Source organism: Streptomyces sp. NPDC005566, assembly GCF_040605575.1.
Lineage (GTDB): Bacteria > Actinomycetota > Actinomycetes > Streptomycetales > Streptomycetaceae > Streptomyces.
Window position 1 is genome coordinate 1 of the sequence record NZ_JBEXDB010000028.1, and the last position, 17678, is coordinate 17678.

Sequence of the window (17678 nt, forward strand, 5' to 3'; positions counted from 1 at the left end):
CGACGCCGCCACCAGGCCCGAGCCCAAGCCAGCCATTACCGACGACAAGCCGCGAATCAGACATGAAGATCACGATCTACGGCTGGAGTACTAGGTGCATCGACCCGTAGCGTTGTCGGCTCGTCAGCCCTGAGAAGGTGTGGCGAGCCGGCGGTCGTCCTGGAGGCCTGCGGGGACTTCGTCCTCCCACGGATCGATCCCGCGGCGTTCCGGTTGGTCGAACCGTCGATCCCCCTCCGACTCGGGGAGACGTCGTCCGCACCAGGGGCAGAAGCCGATGGTGACGCTTGATGTGCCGCCGTCGTGGATGGGCGGCAGTTGATCGTCCGCATACGGCTCCGTACCCGGACCGGCGTACCGCGGCGGGACGTGCCTGAGCCAGGACGGCCCCAAATTCCGAGTGAGCCCGTTGCGTGCTGACCGGACACCTCGTACAGCCGCCCGCGGTGGACTCGCGGTGCTCCGTGGGGAGGCTGGGCGACATGCGGCTCCAGGGGCAGGCCATCGGAACGGCGCCCGTGTTTGATCGAGCGCGACATCGGCGGAGGATGGCGCAAGAGAGCGGGTCCGCGCGGCGATGCGGGCCCCGATAGATACCGACAGCAGGGAGCGTCCTTTCCGATGCCCGCACAGCCCATACGTCCCGAGCACACCGGTTCCGCGTCCGCCGCGGGCATGGACGTTCCCTCGTTCAACCCTTCACTCGTCAAGGCGGTGTTCAGGGACGTCACCCCGCTGCACGTCTCGCGGTCGGCCGCCCGGGCCGCCGCGGCGGTGACCGGGACAGTACTGACGGACATCATTGACGGCGCGCTGCGAGCGGCGGGGGAGGAGGCCCGGAAGAAGCTGCTTCCCCGAGACCTGGTGACAGCCATCGACCGGGACGTGGAGCTGGAGGTGGGAGGCAGGTGGTACCACCACAGTCCTACGTTCAAGGGGCTGACCGGCGTCATGTACGACGCCGAGGGTGTCGTCGTACGCGCTCCCAAGCGCAGCAGGTCACGCAAGCCCAGTGCCGTGGTGGGCGCCCACAGGTTCGAGGTCGGGATCAGGAAGCTGCTGCGCAATCGGGGTACCGCAGCTGTCCCGGCGATGGTCCGCGATCTGGACGGGCTTGCGAGCGTGTTCCTGACGGACCTCGCCCGGGACGCGGCCATGGTCGTCCGGGAGGGCGGGATCAACCGGTTCGGCACGGTCACCCTGATGACGCCGGGCGAACCGGCTGACACGCGCCCGTTCGTGCCGGAGTCCGTCCCGGCCCTGTCGACCCGAGCGGGAGACGGGCGGACCATCGACCGGGACGACGTCCTGGCCGCCACCATGATCCAGTTGTTCGGTGAAGTCAGGCAGCGAGCCCTCGCCGCGGCACGCGAAGCGACCGAGTCCGGCTCGTGCAGCTGAGCGGGGCTGCAGAAATCGCAGCTGGACCGGGACGTCGGCATTCGCGCCATACCGAGTCGGGCGCGCACGGCATGCTTCAGCGAGCCGTCGCAGGGTCCACGGCGAGGAGCCCGTGGACGTCGTAGATCCGGCTCCACGGTCCGTACCCGACGGGGGCGTCCCGCGATCGGAACACCGGTCCGGACACGGGCGCGTATGCCGTCGATCAACTGCCGTCGTGGCCGGACGGGTGGCCGCCCCGCCTCGGCACCTTTCAGCAGCAACGGCTCCAGCGCAGTCCACTGCTCGCCGTGCGATCTCGCCGACCCCTGAATCGTGATCATTCACAGCCCGATGTGAGAGTCCCGCCTGCCTCGGCGGCCCCTGGCACGTACTCTCCCCGCCCGGTGGATATCCATGGCGAATACCCATTGCTGCATTCCGGCGCGGGGAATCGCTTACCCGATGTATGCCGGAAAGCACGGGGTTTCTTCGAAATTCGATCGGGTACGAGCCTGATGAACGCCACTGGGGCATCCTTGTGGCGCCGTGGTGCCGAATAGGAGGACATCCCATGCTCAAGGCAATTGCGGACGTAATTCGTTCTGTCGGCGGGGCCATTGCTACCGTCGTGACCCTGCCCTTCCGTGCTGTCGCACGGCTCTTCGGCGGAGCCTCCGATACCGCTCGCGGCCACCACTGACCGATGCCACCCGTCCGTCAGGCTGCCCAGCCTGTCGATAGGCGTCGACGTACGCGTCCCGGTCGCCTCCGAGGTCTGCGTGATGCGTCCCGCACAGTGTGGAGATGTCGGGCGTCTTCGCGGAGCCGGACGTCGAACTGCGCCGAGGACGCTCATGCGGCGGCCGTCAGGTCCCGCCGGCGCTTGCGGTCGAGGAAGACCGGTCGATGACAGGTATGCGTCGACCGGGGCGCAAGGGGTACGCGAGGTGCGACACCGGCCCCGCCCGCATCAGAAGGGAAGCAGCGACATGACCGACCGCAGGCCACAGGGAACCGCCTACACCGGGGCGAAGGGCAGCCCGCCCCCGGTACCCGCTGATATGCCGGACCAGCAGGTCCAGGACGGGGAGGACGCCCTCGACGTCATTCCTCCGCCGGGTGCCGAACACCCCGAAGCGAAGCCGGACGCCGAGCCCGACGGGCCCGATGCCGACAAGCCCCATGCCGACAAGCTCGACCCCGACAAGCCCGACCCTGACGAGGCCGGCTCGGGCCGCAACGTCGCTCGCAATGCCGGCGTCCACCCGGAACACCCCACGCCGGACGAGTCGACGGGGTGACATGGGGTCCGCATTCGTAAGAACGGGACAGCAGGACTACTGACCCGGTAGCCGCGTCGACCGGTCTGAACGCCTGGTTCACGTCTGACCTCGGGCGTGATCCTTGCGGGTACCACCCGCCTGCGCGGTTCCCCAGTTACGGACAAGGTCTGTCGCTGTCCGCTGTCACACGTGCCCGAGCGGCCGGAGTGGAGCGACTCATCCGCTCAGTGCGCAGGGTCGGTGCTCCGGCTGCCGCCAGCACCGCGGCGCCGACAAGTCCCGCGTCGGGCCCCAGTTCAGCGGGCACGGCACGCAGATCCTGCAGGAACGGCATGGCGGCGTAGCGTCGCAGGTGGCGAGCGAGCGGTTCGAAGAGCACCTCGCCGGCTTGAGCCACACCGCCGCCGACCACGGCGATGTCGATCTCGATCAGCGCAGCCGTGGCGGCTATGCCGGCCGCCAGTGCGCGGGCCGCCCGGTCGAACGCGGCGAGAGCAGCCGGTTCCCCCTCTCGAGCCGCCGCCGCCACCGCCGTTGCGTCTGCGTTCGCTGCTCGTGGCGGTTGCCAGCCGAGGGCGAGCGCGTGCCGGCTGATGGCGGTACCGCTGGCGATTGCCTCCAGGCAACCCCTCGCACCGCACGGACAGGGGTCACCGTCGAAGTCGATGCTGATGTGCCCGAGATGGCCGGCGTTGCCCGTGATCCCGTGGTGCACGCTGCCGTTGAGAACCAGGCCCGCGCCTACACCGGTGGATACCACGAGGCACAGTGCGTTCTCGTGCCCGCGTGCAGCGCCGTGGCGGTGCTCGGCTGCGCTCATTGCCACGGCGTCGCCTGCCAGCATCACATGCCGGTGGGAGAGAGCTGGATGCCTTCCGACGGACTCGATCAGGGGATAGTCCCGCCAGGCAGGGATGTTGACGGGGCTCACGGATCCGCGTGTCAGGTCGATCGGGCCGGCGCTGCCGATGCCCACAGCGCGTACGCGTCCCCAGAGGGGGTTGGCTGCCAGGGCGCTCACCACCTCGTACACCGTGTCGAGGAGTGCGTCAGCGGATTCCTGCGCCGGGGTCGAGCGTTGCACGCGGTGGACCAGGACGCCGTCCCGGTCGACCAGGGCACCCGCGATCTTGGTTCCGCCGATATCGAGGGCGGCGACCAAGTCGCTGTCCGGGGGAGCTGCCGACCGATGACTACTCATGGTGATGACCCTCTGGATCGGAGTGGCATGTGTGGTCCGGTTGAGGACACCACATCCGACCACTGTGTGACAACGTTGTCCAGTCCTCGTCGGAACCTCCTCGACCAGCGCGTTCAAGTTGCGATTGATTTAGCCAACGTTTAGTAAAGTCGCAGTTCAGGGGCTTGTGAGTGGCGTCAGATTCGGGTGGACCGGTCTATGGACATTGCCGTCGTGTTGCCTCTACGTTGAGCGCTCATCAGGCCGGGACAGCGGGAGCCGATTGAGCGCCCCCCTGGGCGTGATGCCGGAAGCCGTTCAGTGAGGGGTGGAGTAAATGCGCAGAATGTGCGTGGTTCTGGTGGCTGCGACTTTGGTCGCCGTCACAGCATGTAGCGGTCAAGGGGACGCGCCGAACGGCGAGATCGCGGCTCCTCCGAGCGATCCCGCGAAGGTGTCGGGCAGCATCACCGTGCTGACCAACAGGACGGACCAGATCGCTGACGGCTCGTTGAAGAAGTACGCGGCCGAGTTCAACAAGCTCTACCCGGGCGTGAAGGTCAAGTTCGAGGGCCTGACCGACTACGAGGGCGAGACCAAGATCCGGATGAACACAGAGAACTACGGTGATGTCCTCCTGATCCCCAACTCCCTTTCCGTCGAGCAGTACCCCAACTTCTTCGCGCCGCTCGGCGGTTCCGTCACCCTGTCGGCGAAGTTCGACTACACCGACCACGCCACGGTGGACGGCAAGGTCTACGGCCTGGCCAACATCGGGGTGGCGAACGGGTTCGTCTACAACAAGGCGGTCTGGGAGAAGGCCGGCGTGAAGGACTGGCCTGTCACGCCCGAGGAGTTCGTCGCGGACCTGGCGACGATCAAGGCGAAGACGGACGCCGTCCCCTATTACACGAATTACAAGGACGGGTGGCCGCTCACCAACTGGACGAATGCCATCGGCTCGCCCTCCTGTGACTCCGGGGCCTACGACTCCCTGGCGAAGACCAAGAAGCCCTGGAGCAGCGGATCGGATCTGTACGCGATCGACGAACTCCTCTACTCGATCGTCGAGAAGAAGCTGGCCGAGCCCGACCCGACCACGACCAACTGGGAAGACTCCAAGGCGCAGATCGGATCCGGCAAGGTCGCATCGATGTGGCTGGGGTCCTGGGCGATCTCCCAGATGCGGGCCGGTGCGGAGGCCGCAGGGAAGAACCCCGACGACATCGCGTTCATGCCGTTCCCGGCGCAGCGCGACGGAACGTTCTGCTCCGTGCTGCGTCCGGACTACCAGTACGCGGTCAACGCGCACTCCGACAACAAGGAAGCGGCCCGGGCGTGGCTCGACTGGTACATCACCAAGTCCGGCCAGGCCGCCAGTGAAGGGTCCATCTCCTCGGTCAAGGGCGCTCCGCTGCCGGACACACTCCAGACGTTCTCCGACAACGATGTCATGATGATTCCGCAGAAGCAGGAGAGCATCGTCGAGGTCAACAAAATCGACAAGGCGTCCGAGATCGGCATCACCGCCCAGGGCTACCGGCAGAAGCTGGTCGACGTCGCCCGGGGCGCGGCCGACGGGGACATGGACAGCTACTTCGGCGAGCTGAACGGCAAGTGGGCCGAGGCTCAGCAGACCCTCGGCGGCTGACCGTGCCGCGGCACGGTGAGACCCCGACCGGGGCAGGCGTGCTCCGCCCGCCCGGGCAGGGCGCCGCGTGAACCGCTCGCCGTGCCCCGGCCCCGATCTCCGCCCGCCAGGGAACCCACCACGAGGAACCATGAGATGACCCTTGCCCACAAGACCCATGCCCGGGGGCCGGCTGTTGGCCGGCGAAGGCCACCGCCGACGGAGTCCGCCCCCGGCAGGCCACGCGCCGGCAGGCGGCGCCGTACCGCGGCCCTGACCCCCTGGCTCTTCCTGGCCGCACCCCTGGCGCTGCTGCTGCTGTTCACGTTCCTGCCGGTGGCCGACATGGTCGGCTACAGCTTCACCGACTGGGACGGCATCAGCCCTCTGCGTTCCTACGTGGGCGGGGAGAACTACACCGACCTGGTGACACAGCCCGCCCGGTTCGAGGTGTTCCTCGTCAGCGGGTTCTACCTGGCGGCGTCGTTCCTCCAGATCGCGCTCGCCCTGTACTTCGCCACGGTCCTCAGCTTCAACACCCGGTACCGCAACCTGTTCAAAGGCCTGCTGTTCTTTCCCTACCTGATCAACGGGGTGGCCGTCGGATTCGTGTTCCTGTACTTCTTCCAGCCCGACGGCACCCTCGACACGCTGCTGCGCCTGGCCGGGGCGGAGGGCAAGCACCTGTGGCTGGGCGACCCGGACCTGGCCAACCCCTCGCTCGCGGGGGTGTCGGTCTGGCGCTTCATGGGTCTGAACATGGTGCTGTTCCTCGGTGCGATCCAGTCCATTCCGCCGCACCTGTACGAGGCGGCGGAGCTGGACGGGGCGAACCGCTGGCAGCAGTTCCGGCACATCATCGCGCCCAGCATCAAGCCGATCATCAGCTTGAGTTTCATTCTCGCCGTGTCGGGTTCCCTGGCCGTCTTCGAGATTCCCTACATCATGACCGGTGGCGCCAACGGCACGGAGACGTTCGTCATCCAGACGGTCAAGCTGGCCTTCCAGTTCGACAAGGTCGGCCTGGCCTCGGCGTCGGCCGTCGTGCTGTTGATCCTGATCCTGCTGATCACCTGGGTCCAGCGCCGGCTGTTCCCCGAGGAGAGGGTGGAGCTCTCGTGACCACCGACATGTCCGCCCCGTCAAGGCGTTCGGTCCGCGCCGACCGCACCGTACCGGCCAGGATTCCCGTCGTCCTCACGTACCTGTCACTGCTCCTGGCGTCGGCCGTGGTCCTCGTTCCTCTTGTCGTCGTTCTGCTGACCTCGCTCAAGACCGAGTCGGAGGTGGCGAACAGCGGACCGCTGTCGCTGCCCGGTGACTGGTTCAACTTCGCCAACTACGCCACCGCCATCGAGCAGGGTGCGATGCTGCGGGCGTTCGGCAACACGACGCTGATCCTCGTGGTTTCCACCGCGGGGACCGTGCTGATCGGCTCGATGACCGCCTATGCCATCGACCGCTTCCGGTTCCGTCTCAAGAAGCTGGTGATGGGCCTCTTCCTGCTCGCCACGCTGGTGCCCAGCGTGACCACACAGGTCGCGACGTTCCAGGTGATCGATGATCTCGGCGCCTTCAACAGCCGCTGGGCACCGATCCTGCTCTACACCGGCACCGACATCGTCTCGATCTACATCTTCCTGCAGTTCATCCGGTCCATTCCCGTCTCCCTGGACGAGGCCGCGCGCATCGACGGCGCCAACTCCTGGACGATCTACCGGAAGATCATCCTCCCGATGCTGCGACCTGCCATCGCCACAGTTGTCATCGTCAAGGGCATCGCGATCTACAACGACTTCTACGTGCCCTTTCTCTACATGCCGGACCCCGAACTAGGCACCATCTCCACCGCACTGTTCCGGTTCAAAGGCCCCTTCGGCGCCCACTGGGAAACCATCTCCGCCGGCACGATCGTCGTGATCGTGCCCACCCTGATCGTCTTCCTGGCGCTGCAGCGCTTCATCTACAGCGGTTTCGCGGCCGGGTCCACCAAGTGACCCGCCCGCCCATCGCGCCCCGCACTACATCTCGAGGAGTACGCATGAAGGTCCGCACGCCGCTGTCCCAGGGCTGGACGCTGCGCCTGAACACCGACCGCGGCACCCCCGAGGGCGCGCCCCCGGCGCTGGCCGGAACCACCGTGCCGGCGCAGGTGCCCGGCTGCGTCCACACCGACCTGATGGCGGCGGACCTGCTGGCCGACCCGTATCTGGACCGCAACGAGTCGGAGGCCGCATGGGTGGGCCGTGCCGACTGGACCTACGCGACCGAACTGCCCCGGCGCGACACCACCTTCGAGCGGGCCGACCTGGTCTTCGACGGGCTGGACACGGTCGCCGCCGTCCACGCTGCCGGCCGGCTGCTGGGGCGTACCCGGAACATGCACCGCTCCTACCGATTCGACGTCACCGATCTGCTGGAGGCCGGTCCGGCACCACTCGAGGTCGTTTTCACCTCCGCCTACACCGAGGCCGAGGCGGTCCGCGCGGCGCTGGGTGCGCGGCCCAACTCCTACCCCGAGCCGTTCAACTACATCCGCAAGATGGCCTGCTCGTTCGGATGGGACTGGGGCCCCACGCTGGTGACGGCCGGCGTGTGGCGCGAGGCACGAGTCGAGCAGTGGTCCACAGCCCGACTGGCGGAGGTCCGTCCGCACGTCACCGTCGATGGCGACGGGAGCGGCATCGCCGAAATCACCGTCGACCTGGACCGCTCGGCAACCGGCCGGAACCGGCCCCTGCGCCTGGTGGCCGCAGTCGGCGACATCTCCTCCGAGGTCACCCTCGCCCCCGGGGAGGACATCGCGACGTTGACCGTGCGAGTCCCGGACGCGGCGCTGTGGTGGCCGCGTGGCTACGGCGACCAGTCGCTGTACGAGTGCACGGTCGCGCTGACGGAGGAGGACGGCGGCCGGATCCTCGACGCCTGGGAACGACGCATAGGCTTCCGCACGATCGAGCTCGACACGTCCGCGGACGAACACGGAAGCGCCTTCACCCTGGTCGTCAACGGCACTCCGGTCTTCGCCCGAGGGGTGAACTGGATCCCTGACGACGTCTTCCCCGCCCGGGTCACGGACGACCGCTACCGCACCCGTCTCACCCAGGCCGCCGAAGCGGGCGTCGACCTCATACGCGTGTGGGGCGGCGGAATCTACGAGGACCGGGCCTTCTACGACGTCTGCGACGAACTCGGCCTGATGGTCTGGCAGGACTTCCTGTTCGCCTGCGCCGCATACCCCGAAGAGCAGCCGCTGCGTTCGGAGATCGAGGCCGAAGCCCGGGAGAACGTCGCCCGGCTGATGCCCCACCCCTCGCTGATCCTGTGGAACGGCAACAACGAGAACCTGTGGGGCTTCGCCGACTGGGAGTGGGAGCAGGCGCTCTCCGGTGACTCCTGGGGCGAGGGCTACTACCTGGGTCTGCTGCCCCGCGTCGTCGCGCAGACGGACCCGACCCGCCCGTACTGGGCAGGCAGCCCGTGGTCGGGGTCATGGGACCGTACGCCGAACGACCCCGACCACGGCACCGCGCACTCGTGGGAGGTGTGGAACCGCCGTGACTACAGCGACTACCTCACCACGGTGCCCCGCTTCGTCGCCGAGTTCGGCTGGCAGGCGCCGCCGACGCTCGCCACCCTGGAACGAGCCCTGTCCGAACGCCCGCTGACCGCCGATTCACCCGGCATGCTGCACCACCAGAAGGCCGAAGACGGCAACGGCAAGCTGAACCGAGGACTGGCCCCGCACTTCGCGGCACCCGCCGACTTCGACACCTGGCACTACCTGACCCAACTGAATCAGGCGCGTGCCGTAGCCGCCGGGGTCGAGCACTGGCGCTCCCACTGGCCCCGCTGCGCCGGTACGGTGCTGTGGCAGCTCAACGACTGCTGGCCGGTCACCTCCTGGGCGGCGATCGACGGCGACGCCCGGCTCAAGCCCCTCTACTTCGAGATGCGCCGCCTGTATGCCGACCGGCTGCTGACGATCCAGACCCGCGAGGGAGACCTGGTGATCGCGGGCTGCAATCAGGGCTCCGCACCCTGGAGCACCTCCGTCACCGTCCGCCGGGTGGGCGCGGACGGTACCGTGCTGGCCAGCGCCGAGGTCGCCCTCAAGGCCGCGGAGCGCAGCGTGGCACTGGAGAGACTGCCGGACTCGGTCACGGAGTTCGGGGACGCGCGCCAGGAATTCCTGGTCGCGGACGCGGACGGCATGCGTGCGGTCCACTTCGCCTGCGCGGACCGCGAGTTCGCCTACCCGGCCGCCTCCTACGATGTCCGCATCGCGGAAGAGGGCGAGAGGGGCGTCGTGGTCACGGTCACTGCCACCGGACTCGTTCGGGACCTGCTGCTCCAGGCCGACCGGCTGGCCCCGGACGCCCGCGGTGATCACGGACGCGTGACACTGCTGCCCGGCGAAAGCACCACCTGGCAGATCACCGGCTGGTCGCAGCCCGACGCGGAGGCCGCTCGCGCGGCACTGTTCTGCGTCAACAGCGGAGCCGGCCGTGAGTGATGCCCGTACACGCCGGTCGGGGCGCGTCACGATCAACGACGTGGCGGCCCTGGCCGGCGTGTCCCGAGGAGCCGTGTCCCTGGCCTTCAACAACCGCCCCGGCGTCTCGGAAGCCACGCGGACACGCATCATGGCGGCGGTCGCCGAGCTGGGCTGGGTACCGAGCCAGACAGCGATCAAGCTGTCCGGATCGGCGACCGGCGCGGCGGACACCATCGGCCTGGTCATCGCCCGCCCCGCGCGGCAGCTCGGACTCGAGCCGTTCTACATGGAGTTCATCTCAGGGGTCGAGTCCGTCCTGGAGGAGCACGGGTGCTCCCTGCTGCTCCAGCTGGTACGAGACACAGACCAGGAAATCGCCGTCCATCGCGCATGGTGGCAAGCCCGCCGCATCGCCGGTTCCATCCTGGTCGACATCCAGCAGAACGACCCGCGGGTCACCGCGCTGTCGACGCTCGGGCTACCGGCCGTCGCGGTCGGACATCCGTCCTTGACCGGAGGGTTCACCTCGGTGTGGACCGACGACGAGGCCGCCGTCCACGAAGCGGTGCGCTATCTCGCCACCCTCGGACACAGACGGATTGCACGGGTGGGCGGCCATGCGACGCTCGGCCACACCCTGATCCGAACTGCCGCACTGAACGCGATCGTGACGGAACTCGGGCTGGAGCCGGCCCGCAGCGTCACCACCGACTACTCCGGGGAGCAGGGCGCCCGGGCCACCCGTTCGCTGCTCGCCTCCCCACAACGACCCACGGCGATCGTCTACGACAACGACATCATGGCGGTCGCGGGCCTGTCGGTGGCCGCCGAGATGGGCCTGAGCGTGCCCAGGGACATCAGCTTGATCGCCTGGGACGACTCGCAGCTGTGCCAACTCACGCACCCGACCCTGTCCGCCATGAGCCACGACGTGTTCGGCTTCGGCGCCGAAGTGACCCGTCGGCTGTTCGACGTCGTTCAGCGCCGCAACCCGTCGTCCGGTCCGGCGGCGCCCCCCGTACTGGTGCCCCGCGGCAGCAGTGCACCCCCGCAGGAGACCACCGACTGACGTTGCCGCCGGACCCGTGGCCCGGCCCGGATGCGCAACTCCACGAACCGGGCCGGCCTTCGGCCACTTACCTCCCACTCCTCCCACTCCTCCCACTCCTCCTCCTCCTCCTCCTCCTCCGAGCCGAAAAGGCAGGCCCGCCGTGTCCCGACACTGCCGAAGCGCCTTGGCCGCCCTCCTGACGGGCGCCGCCGTGTTCGTGCCCGCCGGAAGCCCTCGTGAGGTGACCGGCGCGGGAGCGGTGCTCCACCGCGGTCGGGTCACCTTCGGCGCGGCCTCGTGAGGCTCGCCACCCGGGTATGGGGGAACGGCACCCGCACGGCAGTGCTGGTGCACGGCATCATGACGAACTCACGCACCTGGATCCATGTCGCACCAGCCATCGCCGACCATGGCTACCGGGTCGTCGCCGTCGACCTGCGCGGCCACGGCGCAAGCTGCCATGCCGACACCTACACCCCCGCCGCCCTGGCCGCCGACCTGATCGAAACCCTGCCGTCGACTCCCGATCTCGCCATCGGCCACTCACTGGGCTCAGCCGCACTGCTGCTCGCCTCACCGCAGCTGCGCTGCGCCCGCACGATCCACTGCGACCCCGCATGGCTGAGCCGGCCCCGGGACCTGAGTGCCCTGCGGGCCGCCAAGCACGCCACTTGGCGGGAACTGCGTGCCGCGCACCCGCGCTGGCGCGACGACGACGTCACCGCCGAGCATCAAGCCCTCGCGACCTGGGACCCGGCTTCCGTCGCCGCTCTCCGGTACTTGCCCGGCCTGCCCGGTGCACCTGCCGCACCCTCGCTCATTCTCCTGGCCGACCCCAGCGAGCGGATCCCACCGGCCGAGGCCGTGACACTGCGCAGCAGGGGCTGGCACACGCGCACGGTGGACGGTGCGGGACACACCGTCCACCGTGACGATCCTGTCGGGTTCCTCCGCGGGTTGCGCGGATGGCTGTGACCGCCCGGAACCGATGTGGATCAGGCCCGTAGCGTCAGCCGCCCGGCCCCGATGGCACCGTCCCGGATCGGGAGCCGTGAGCCCGCGCCGGCAGGAGCATTCAGGAGATGCGGACCTCGCCCTGGTTCAGGACGCGGGGGTGGAAGTACGCCGCTTGCGTTTCGGCGTTGGTGTTGTTCCCGCGCAGATGCTCCGACCACATCATGAACCACGCCCATTGAGGCTGGCTCTGCAGCATCACGGCGGTCGGCATCTTGCCTATTTCCGCGATCGCCATGGGCTTTGTCCCGGCGATGTTCCTCATCTGCTGGTAATCGGCGGCACTCGGGTGGCTCTTGTACCAGACGTCCAGTGAAACGACATCGGCGTACTGGTCCCCGGGGTAGTAATTGCTCCACCCGCCGGCCGGATTGTCCTGCACGTTCCACACCCAGATCAGATTGTCCAGCCCTTTGCTTCCTGCGAGGTAGTCACGCGTGATCTGGAAGAGGCGCGCGCTGCCGTTGGAACCCGGCCGGTTCCCCCACCAGTTCCACGATTCGTTCATTTCGTGGAACGGTCGGAAGAGGACCGGGACTCCCGCGTTCTTCAACTGTTGCAGGTACGGAACGACCTCGTCGAGACGCTGTTTCCACGCCTTGTTCAGTGAGCTGCCGTCGGTGAGGACCTGCGAGAATTGGGCGTTCGACAGGTTCGACTTCACCCCGCCCTCGAACGCGCAGGTGCTTCCGCCTGTGGGCGGGCAGACATGCCAGGTCAGAGCGACGAGCGACCCGTTTGCCCACTCGGTCTTCGCCTGGTCCACCACGCGCTGGCGATTGGCCACGTCCGCGGCGTTGAACATCAGGTCACCGCCCCACAAGCCGGGGTACTGCCCGGTGACGTCCTTGACCTGTTGCGTGTACTGCCCGGGAGCGGAAGCAGGCTCTTTGTTGTGCTGCCCGGAAACGATGTTGTTTCCGGAGATGGAGCGCAGATAGTTCACCACAGTCTGCTTGGGGGTCGCGGGAAACGCTTGCGCAGATTCCGTCGCCGGCCAGGTGAATACTGCCGTGAAGACGGCTGCGGAAGTCACCGCAGAGGTGATGAAGCGTCGAGTTCTTCTCATGGGCATCCCGGCTTTCACAGAGGTTCGGAAATGCTTGATGCCATGAAGGTGGCCGCTTTCTCGGCGCTCGTCAATGGTTCCCGACGCCATCCGTTACTTACCGACAACATTATTTACTTAACGTTTCCTAAACGCTGCACGGCTTTCGCTACTTGTCCCCAATGTGCGCTTCATGCTGCGGCCCGAATCGCGTACGTGCAGTCCCGCCCCGGATCCTTGGGCATCCATCCGTCGACGCAACCACGGAGAGGGCCTGCAGCACCGTCGGCAGGCCCTGGAACCGCCCCCGGCCGTGACAGCGCCCGCCGGTCACGGGAACAGGTCTCCGCTCAACGACCACAGGGCTCACGCTTGTCGGGCGTGGCGTGCAAACGAAGCCGCCCCCGCATCCTGCGGGGGCGGCTGCTGTGCTCGGCTCCTTCAGGTGGTGAGGACGGAGTCGTCCTGGGGGCGTGCGCCGGGCAACTGGTGACGTGCGGCGATAAGTGCGGCGTCGATGTCCCGGGTGCCCGTGGCCACGCAGAGCGTGTAGGCGATGTCGTCCATCCGTTGTTGCACCTCTGCGGTGCCGTTCTCTGCCTGCAGAATGCGCAGGGTCGCGTACTGATCGACAAGGTTCCGCAGTACCGCGGGATGGGCCATCAGCACCGGAGTCTCCACTTCGCTCGCTCACGAGTCTTTCGGCGGCCCGTCTACCCCACGTGGTCCTCTCCATGCCACCCGCATCACGGCATGCGGCCGGGCCGACGTCCGTCGGGCCGAGCACCGCGCTGTGCGGGGGAGTTGTGTCGGAGCCGGTTGCGCCGACGACGGGTTCCGGATCGGTGTCGCCGGGCTCATGGGTGAATGCGGCGGGGGTGGTCCTGCACGCGGTGGGCCGTTGTGGGGCGTGGGAAGGGAATCTGGTCGCGGGGATCGGGGGTGCTCATGGACCGGCCTCCGCTCGCGAGCCGGTGGAGGGTGTGGGCGGCTGCCTGGTACGTCAGGCATGGTGGTTGCCGTGGTGGGAGCGGGTCAGCTGTGCGCGTCGATTGACTTCACGATCAGCGCTCGCGCGTCGGTCCCGGTACACCGCCGTCTCGCCCGGGCCTGGATGATGGGCATGAACCCGCAACTCGATGACGACTCGCCGGTCGAGGCATATCGCCGCCGAACGGTTCAGAGAAGTCATGGCCACAGCCCGTTCCTTCCGCCGGGGGACTTGTAGCAGCCTTCCGATGCCCGGGCCGGTTCCCGACCAGCGAGAGAAGCAGAGACTCTGCGGGTGGACGGCGAACTGGTGACGATTTCGTCAGTGGGAATCACCTGACCGTCGGCAATGGGTCCTGCTCTTCCCTGTCACGTTCTTGTGATCAGAGATCCTTGGTTCGTCTGATCACCTGAGCTGATGGCTCTTCTCGCGCGGCATCCATCACCGCTGAGATGACGTCTCAAGACGGGCCCGAAGTTCGTCCCCACCCTCGGTGAACTCGGCAGGCAGCCCGGGCAGGAGGGCAAGAGCGGCAGTGATCTGTTCTACCGATGCACGTGGGTCTTCGCGCACAGCCCGGAACAGTACATCCGCATCCATCGGAGACAACTGGTAGCGCCACGCGGGGTGGGCGTGTGACGCCGCATAGTGGGCGGTCAACACCTCGACGGGGGACAGCTCAGCTCCGCACCGGCGCAGCAACACGGCCAGACCGTACTGGTTGATGAACTCGCAGATCTCTTCGGCACGGGCCTGGTTTCGGTGGTGTGCGTCATGGATCTCGTAGACGACGGCGTAGACGAGCGCACGTTCTCGGTTCGTGCGCGGCACCGGAAACGGCTCGTCCCGCAGCAGTTGCTCAACATCGGTCGGCCGGAGGACGGTGCGCCGGCTCGTGTTGGTGGCGGGGTGGACCATCAAGCGGATGGCGCCGAGCGCGACAGCGTCCTCGGAAAATGTGCGTACGTACCGAAGACCCCGGCTGGCCTGCGGATCGGACTGCTGACATGTGGTTTGCACCTGCGCAACCGTCGGCCCGTCAGTCCACACGAACGTCCAGGAATGTGCTGAGCCGGACCATTCGGCCTCGATCCCACCGTGCCGACGGAGGCCGGGGTCGAACCGTTCCGTGAGCGTATGGGCGAGTCGGCGAAGGCGTATCGCACGGTCGGAGTTCATCGGCTTCAGTATCTACTGGCCCCGACGGACCCACGCACCTGTTCGGCCGTCGTGAACATACTGATCCGGCTGGTACGGGTGACATGCGCGCGTCCGGGTGCCCCACGGACGGTGACGGACGAGCAGGTCGCCGCGCTGGCCTTCCTGGCGCTGGAGTCCACCCCGATGTACGCGAATCATCGGTCGGCACACTCGATGGCGAAGGAACTGGGCCTGTCGCAGTCAACTGTGTTGCGGAACCGGCGGGCGTTCGGCCTGCAGTCGCCCTGTCCGGAGACATTCAGACTGTCGACAAATCTGTATCGTCGACACGCTCCACGAGATTGTCGGAACGCGCAGCCCTGACTTGGCCGAAGAGTAGATCGGCGCGCTCGACCCGGAGATCGCCCTGACAGGTGGCGACGCTCCGGCAAGGGACAGAGAGCCGGGGCTCACCGGCCCGCCCGCCCGCACGGCCGCCGGGGCGGGTGTGGAACACTCCTGCACTCCGGTCAGCTCCGGTCAGCGCAGGAGGAAACATGCCCCGTTCGTACCCCGAGTTCATCCCCGGTGCCGGAGCGAGCTTGGTGACGAAGAGCGTTCTCACCAGCGCGAGCCGGATTCGTTTTGTGCATCGCAAGCCGTCCCGGCAGCCCGCCGACAACGGCTGGCGCATCCTGGGCGATACCGACACGAGCGACTACCTGTCGAACACGGAGAACTGGGCGCTCGCCGATTTCAACGAGCTCTGCGCCATCGAGCCGGCTCTCATCGGCATCTACGACTTTCCGGTCGGATCCGACCTCCAGATCGCGCACGAGGGCCGGGGGGTCGTGATCGTCGACCTCACGTCGGGACGCGAGGTCCCCCGAAGCGCGTTCTACGTTCCTCCGAGGCACCGGGCGGGCCAGGAAGAGTAGCCGCGCACGTCTTGGGCCGCCCTGGTCCGCACCGGCGCCGGAGCCATGGTTTCCGGAAGAGACCGCACCGAGAAAGCGGTCATCGCCACCTTCCCCAACGGCTCCGCGCGCTGCGCCCCGGCTTCATCCAGCCCCCCACGACCAACGGTCCAAGAGCGCGGCCTACCGATGGGCCAACACCCTCGTCACCCCGCCCGCTCCGCTGCTGCAGCTCGCACCCGTCCTCATGACCAGCACGGGCAAGTGGCACCCACTCACTCTCCGCGACTCGGGTCATTCGTCACCGCAAGGGCCCATGTCCCTCCTTGGCGTGTGAAGTGCGGGGTGGCGGTTCGGCCGTCCGGGAATGTGCCCGACGGGTCGGCTCCTGCCCAATGCGAGGTGCACCACCGCGTCGGCTCGGTGCTCGGCGTCGCGGCGTGCGGTCAGCCCCTGGATCCGGACCCACGAGAACTCGGTCGTCATACCGGGGTCGGGGAAGTAGGCGGACCACTTCGACCGTCCCGCACCGGTGATCTCCGCCATCCACACAGCCCGTCCCAGCGCTGTGAGCTGTCGTTCGTTTTCCGGGGGCAGGTCAGCATCAGCAGGGATCACCCGGTCCGACGCGCGTTGCACCAGAGGATCGGCACGCGGACCGGAACCTGGTTCCGTGGTGGTGCGGAGGCCGCTGCCGTCGGGGCAACGAGGCTGCCCCGACGGCGGGTCGGGACGACGGCGACGGTGTCGCGACAACGAGTCGCGGAGGCCGACCGATCCCGTCGCCCGGGAGTCGGCGTTCCCGCCGACCGAGGGCGCATCGACCGCGTAGGGCGGACGGCTGGGTCAGAAGGCGAAGACCGGTCCTTCGCCCAGGCTTGCCTGCATCTCACACGCGTTGCCGAAGCCGGCCGACCAGGAGACGCTGCGGCCCTGCCACACACCGGTCACGTCGAGGACGACGGGGTCCCACTGGCGCGTGCAGTTCCCAGGCGACTGGGGCGTGGTCAGCCGGGCGAACTCACCGTTGACCGAGCGAAGTTCGGAACAGGCCGCAGCGGGCGCGGGGTGAGTGCCCTGTGGGCGGGGCGCGCAGCTCAGGGTGACGGCCCGCTGGACGGTCACCGAGTCGGCGGTGCCCCTGCCGACCGACAGGACGAGGGCCGACGGGGCGTAGAGGCCGGTCGACCGCGCGGGCCGGTCCTGCGCGACGCCCATGGCCGCCGTGCCCGACAGGGCAAGTGTGGAGACCGTGGCGATTACGCAGAATCTGCCGAGGTTGTAACGCATGCGTGAAACTCCTTCGCAAGGGGTGGTGATTTCGGTGGGGAGTCTTGCGCCTGCAGGGAGTGAGTGCACATCGATCAGTTCTTTCCGGCCCGACTGCGGTGAAGCGCCCCTACCGAATGGCCGTTCGGCCAGCTCGGAAGTGGTGTGAGTGCCCTGTGCGGGGTGTCCGCCATATGGACAGATTGCAGTGGTACAACCGCGAACTATCGCCTGACCTGCGATGAAGCCGATCTGGTTTTCGCGTGAAACCGCA

The 17678-nt window shown here is 67.7% G+C and carries 16 protein-coding genes; 11 read left to right on the forward strand and 5 right to left on the reverse strand.

Going from position 1 to position 17678, the window contains the following annotated elements; all coding sequences use genetic code 11:
* Window positions 1-621: 621 nt before the first annotated feature.
* The 3 genes from ABZS61_RS31945 to ABZS61_RS31955 all read left to right on the forward strand — a co-directional run bounded on the left by ABZS61_RS31945 (window position 622) and on the right by ABZS61_RS31955 (window position 2684).
* Window positions 622-1401 carry a hypothetical protein gene (locus ABZS61_RS31945; RefSeq protein ID WP_356429072.1) on the forward strand — a complete coding sequence of 260 codons (780 nt, stop codon included), beginning with the start codon at window positions 622-624 and terminating at the stop codon, window positions 1399-1401.
* A 553-nt stretch (window positions 1402-1954) separates the two neighbouring features.
* Window positions 1955-2083 (forward strand): LPFR motif small protein, encoded by a 129-nt coding sequence (locus ABZS61_RS31950; protein ID WP_356429074.1) that lies wholly within the window; start codon window positions 1955-1957, stop codon window positions 2081-2083.
* A 289-nt stretch (window positions 2084-2372) separates the two neighbouring features.
* Window positions 2373-2684 carry a hypothetical protein gene (locus ABZS61_RS31955; protein WP_356429077.1) on the forward strand — a complete coding sequence of 104 codons (312 nt, stop codon included), beginning with the start codon at window positions 2373-2375 and terminating at the stop codon, window positions 2682-2684.
* 136 nt (window positions 2685-2820) lie between these two features.
* On the opposite strand, the gene ABZS61_RS31960 is transcribed toward ABZS61_RS31955, so the two are convergent.
* Complete coding sequence (locus tag ABZS61_RS31960; protein WP_356429080.1) at window positions 2821-3867, reverse strand: ROK family protein; 1047 nt, start codon at window positions 3865-3867, stop codon at window positions 2821-2823.
* Window positions 3868-4183: 316 nt separating this feature from the next.
* On the opposite strand from ABZS61_RS31960, the gene ABZS61_RS31965 reads away from it, so the two are divergent.
* The 6 genes from ABZS61_RS31965 (at window position 4184) to ABZS61_RS31990 (ending at window position 12000) form a co-directional block, all read left to right on the forward strand.
* Window positions 4184-5497: an ABC transporter substrate-binding protein gene (locus tag ABZS61_RS31965; protein WP_356429083.1), complete on the forward strand. Its 1314-nt coding sequence runs from the start codon at window positions 4184-4186 to the stop codon at window positions 5495-5497.
* Between the two features lie 135 nt (window positions 5498-5632).
* A complete protein-coding gene (locus ABZS61_RS31970) occupies window positions 5633-6598 on the forward strand; it encodes a sugar ABC transporter permease (RefSeq protein WP_356429086.1) in 966 nt (321 codons plus the stop codon).
* A complete protein-coding gene (locus ABZS61_RS31975; RefSeq protein ID WP_356429089.1) occupies window positions 6595-7473 on the forward strand; it encodes a carbohydrate ABC transporter permease in 879 nt (292 codons plus the stop codon). The genes ABZS61_RS31970 and ABZS61_RS31975 overlap by 4 nt, the downstream gene beginning before the upstream one ends.
* A 44-nt stretch (window positions 7474-7517) precedes the next feature.
* Window positions 7518-9992 carry a glycoside hydrolase family 2 protein gene (locus ABZS61_RS31980; RefSeq protein WP_356429092.1) on the forward strand — a complete coding sequence of 825 codons (2475 nt, stop codon included), beginning with the start codon at window positions 7518-7520 and terminating at the stop codon, window positions 9990-9992.
* Window positions 9985-11043, forward strand: a complete 1059-nt coding sequence (locus ABZS61_RS31985) for a LacI family DNA-binding transcriptional regulator (protein ID WP_356429095.1) — start codon at window positions 9985-9987, stop codon at window positions 11041-11043. Before ABZS61_RS31980 ends, ABZS61_RS31985 begins: the two co-directional genes overlap by 8 nt.
* Window positions 11044-11373: 330 nt before the next feature.
* Window positions 11374-12000, forward strand: a complete 627-nt coding sequence (locus ABZS61_RS31990) for an alpha/beta fold hydrolase (RefSeq protein WP_356429225.1) — start codon at window positions 11374-11376, stop codon at window positions 11998-12000.
* A 100-nt stretch (window positions 12001-12100) separates the two neighbouring features.
* On the opposite strand, the gene ABZS61_RS31995 is transcribed toward ABZS61_RS31990, so the two are convergent.
* The 3 genes from ABZS61_RS31995 to ABZS61_RS32005 form a co-directional block, all read right to left on the reverse strand.
* Complete coding sequence (locus tag ABZS61_RS31995) at window positions 12101-13198, reverse strand: glycosyl hydrolase (protein WP_356429098.1); 1098 nt, start codon at window positions 13196-13198, stop codon at window positions 12101-12103.
* A gap of 330 nt (window positions 13199-13528) precedes the next feature.
* A complete protein-coding gene (locus tag ABZS61_RS32000; RefSeq protein WP_356429228.1) occupies window positions 13529-13756 on the reverse strand; it encodes a DUF5133 domain-containing protein in 228 nt (75 codons plus the stop codon).
* Window positions 13757-14519: 763 nt separating this feature from the next.
* Window positions 14520-15257, reverse strand: coding sequence for a hypothetical protein (locus tag ABZS61_RS32005; RefSeq protein ID WP_356429101.1), 738 nt, complete (start codon window positions 15255-15257; stop codon window positions 14520-14522).
* Between the two features lie 195 nt (window positions 15258-15452).
* On the opposite strand from ABZS61_RS32005, the gene ABZS61_RS32010 reads away from it, so the two are divergent.
* Window positions 15453-15602 carry a hypothetical protein gene (locus tag ABZS61_RS32010; RefSeq protein WP_356429230.1) on the forward strand — a complete coding sequence of 50 codons (150 nt, stop codon included), beginning with the start codon at window positions 15453-15455 and terminating at the stop codon, window positions 15600-15602.
* Between the two features lie 173 nt (window positions 15603-15775).
* Entirely contained in the window at window positions 15776-16156 is a 381-nt protein-coding gene (locus ABZS61_RS32015; protein ID WP_356429104.1) for a DUF2185 domain-containing protein, read from the forward strand.
* 825 nt (window positions 16157-16981) lie between these two features.
* Here ABZS61_RS32015 and ABZS61_RS32020 read toward each other — a convergent pair.
* Window positions 16982-17425 (reverse strand): subtilase-type protease inhibitor, encoded by a 444-nt coding sequence (locus ABZS61_RS32020; RefSeq protein ID WP_356429107.1) that lies wholly within the window; start codon window positions 17423-17425, stop codon window positions 16982-16984.
* Window positions 17426-17678: the final 253 nt, after the last annotated feature.

What these genes read in the sequence shown, in the direction of transcription:
- ABZS61_RS31995 (WP_356429098.1), bottom strand. Translation starts at nt 13,198, where the DNA reads ATGGCGTCGGGAACCATTGACGAGCGCCGAGAAAGCGGCCACCTTCAT.
- ABZS61_RS32005 (WP_356429101.1), bottom strand. Translation starts at nt 15,257, where the DNA reads ATGAACTCCGACCGTGCGATACGCCTTCGCCGACTCGCCCATACGCTC.
- ABZS61_RS31960 (WP_356429080.1), bottom strand. Translation starts at nt 3,867, where the DNA reads ATGAGTAGTCATCGGTCGGCAGCTCCCCCGGACAGCGACTTGGTCGCC.
- ABZS61_RS31950 (WP_356429074.1), top strand. Translation starts at nt 1,955, where the DNA reads ATGCTCAAGGCAATTGCGGACGTAATTCGTTCTGTCGGCGGGGCCATT.
- ABZS61_RS32020 (WP_356429107.1), bottom strand. Translation starts at nt 17,425, where the DNA reads ATGCGTTACAACCTCGGCAGATTCTGCGTAATCGCCACGGTCTCCACA.
- ABZS61_RS31945 (WP_356429072.1), top strand. Translation starts at nt 622, where the DNA reads ATGCCCGCACAGCCCATACGTCCCGAGCACACCGGTTCCGCGTCCGCC.
- ABZS61_RS31965 (WP_356429083.1), top strand. Translation starts at nt 4,184, where the DNA reads ATGCGCAGAATGTGCGTGGTTCTGGTGGCTGCGACTTTGGTCGCCGTC.
- ABZS61_RS31980 (WP_356429092.1), top strand. Translation starts at nt 7,518, where the DNA reads ATGAAGGTCCGCACGCCGCTGTCCCAGGGCTGGACGCTGCGCCTGAAC.
- ABZS61_RS31955 (WP_356429077.1), top strand. Translation starts at nt 2,373, where the DNA reads ATGACCGACCGCAGGCCACAGGGAACCGCCTACACCGGGGCGAAGGGC.
- ABZS61_RS31970 (WP_356429086.1), top strand. Translation starts at nt 5,633, where the DNA reads ATGACCCTTGCCCACAAGACCCATGCCCGGGGGCCGGCTGTTGGCCGG.
- ABZS61_RS32010 (WP_356429230.1), top strand. Translation starts at nt 15,453, where the DNA reads ATGGCGAAGGAACTGGGCCTGTCGCAGTCAACTGTGTTGCGGAACCGG.
- ABZS61_RS32015 (WP_356429104.1), top strand. Translation starts at nt 15,776, where the DNA reads ATGCCCCGTTCGTACCCCGAGTTCATCCCCGGTGCCGGAGCGAGCTTG.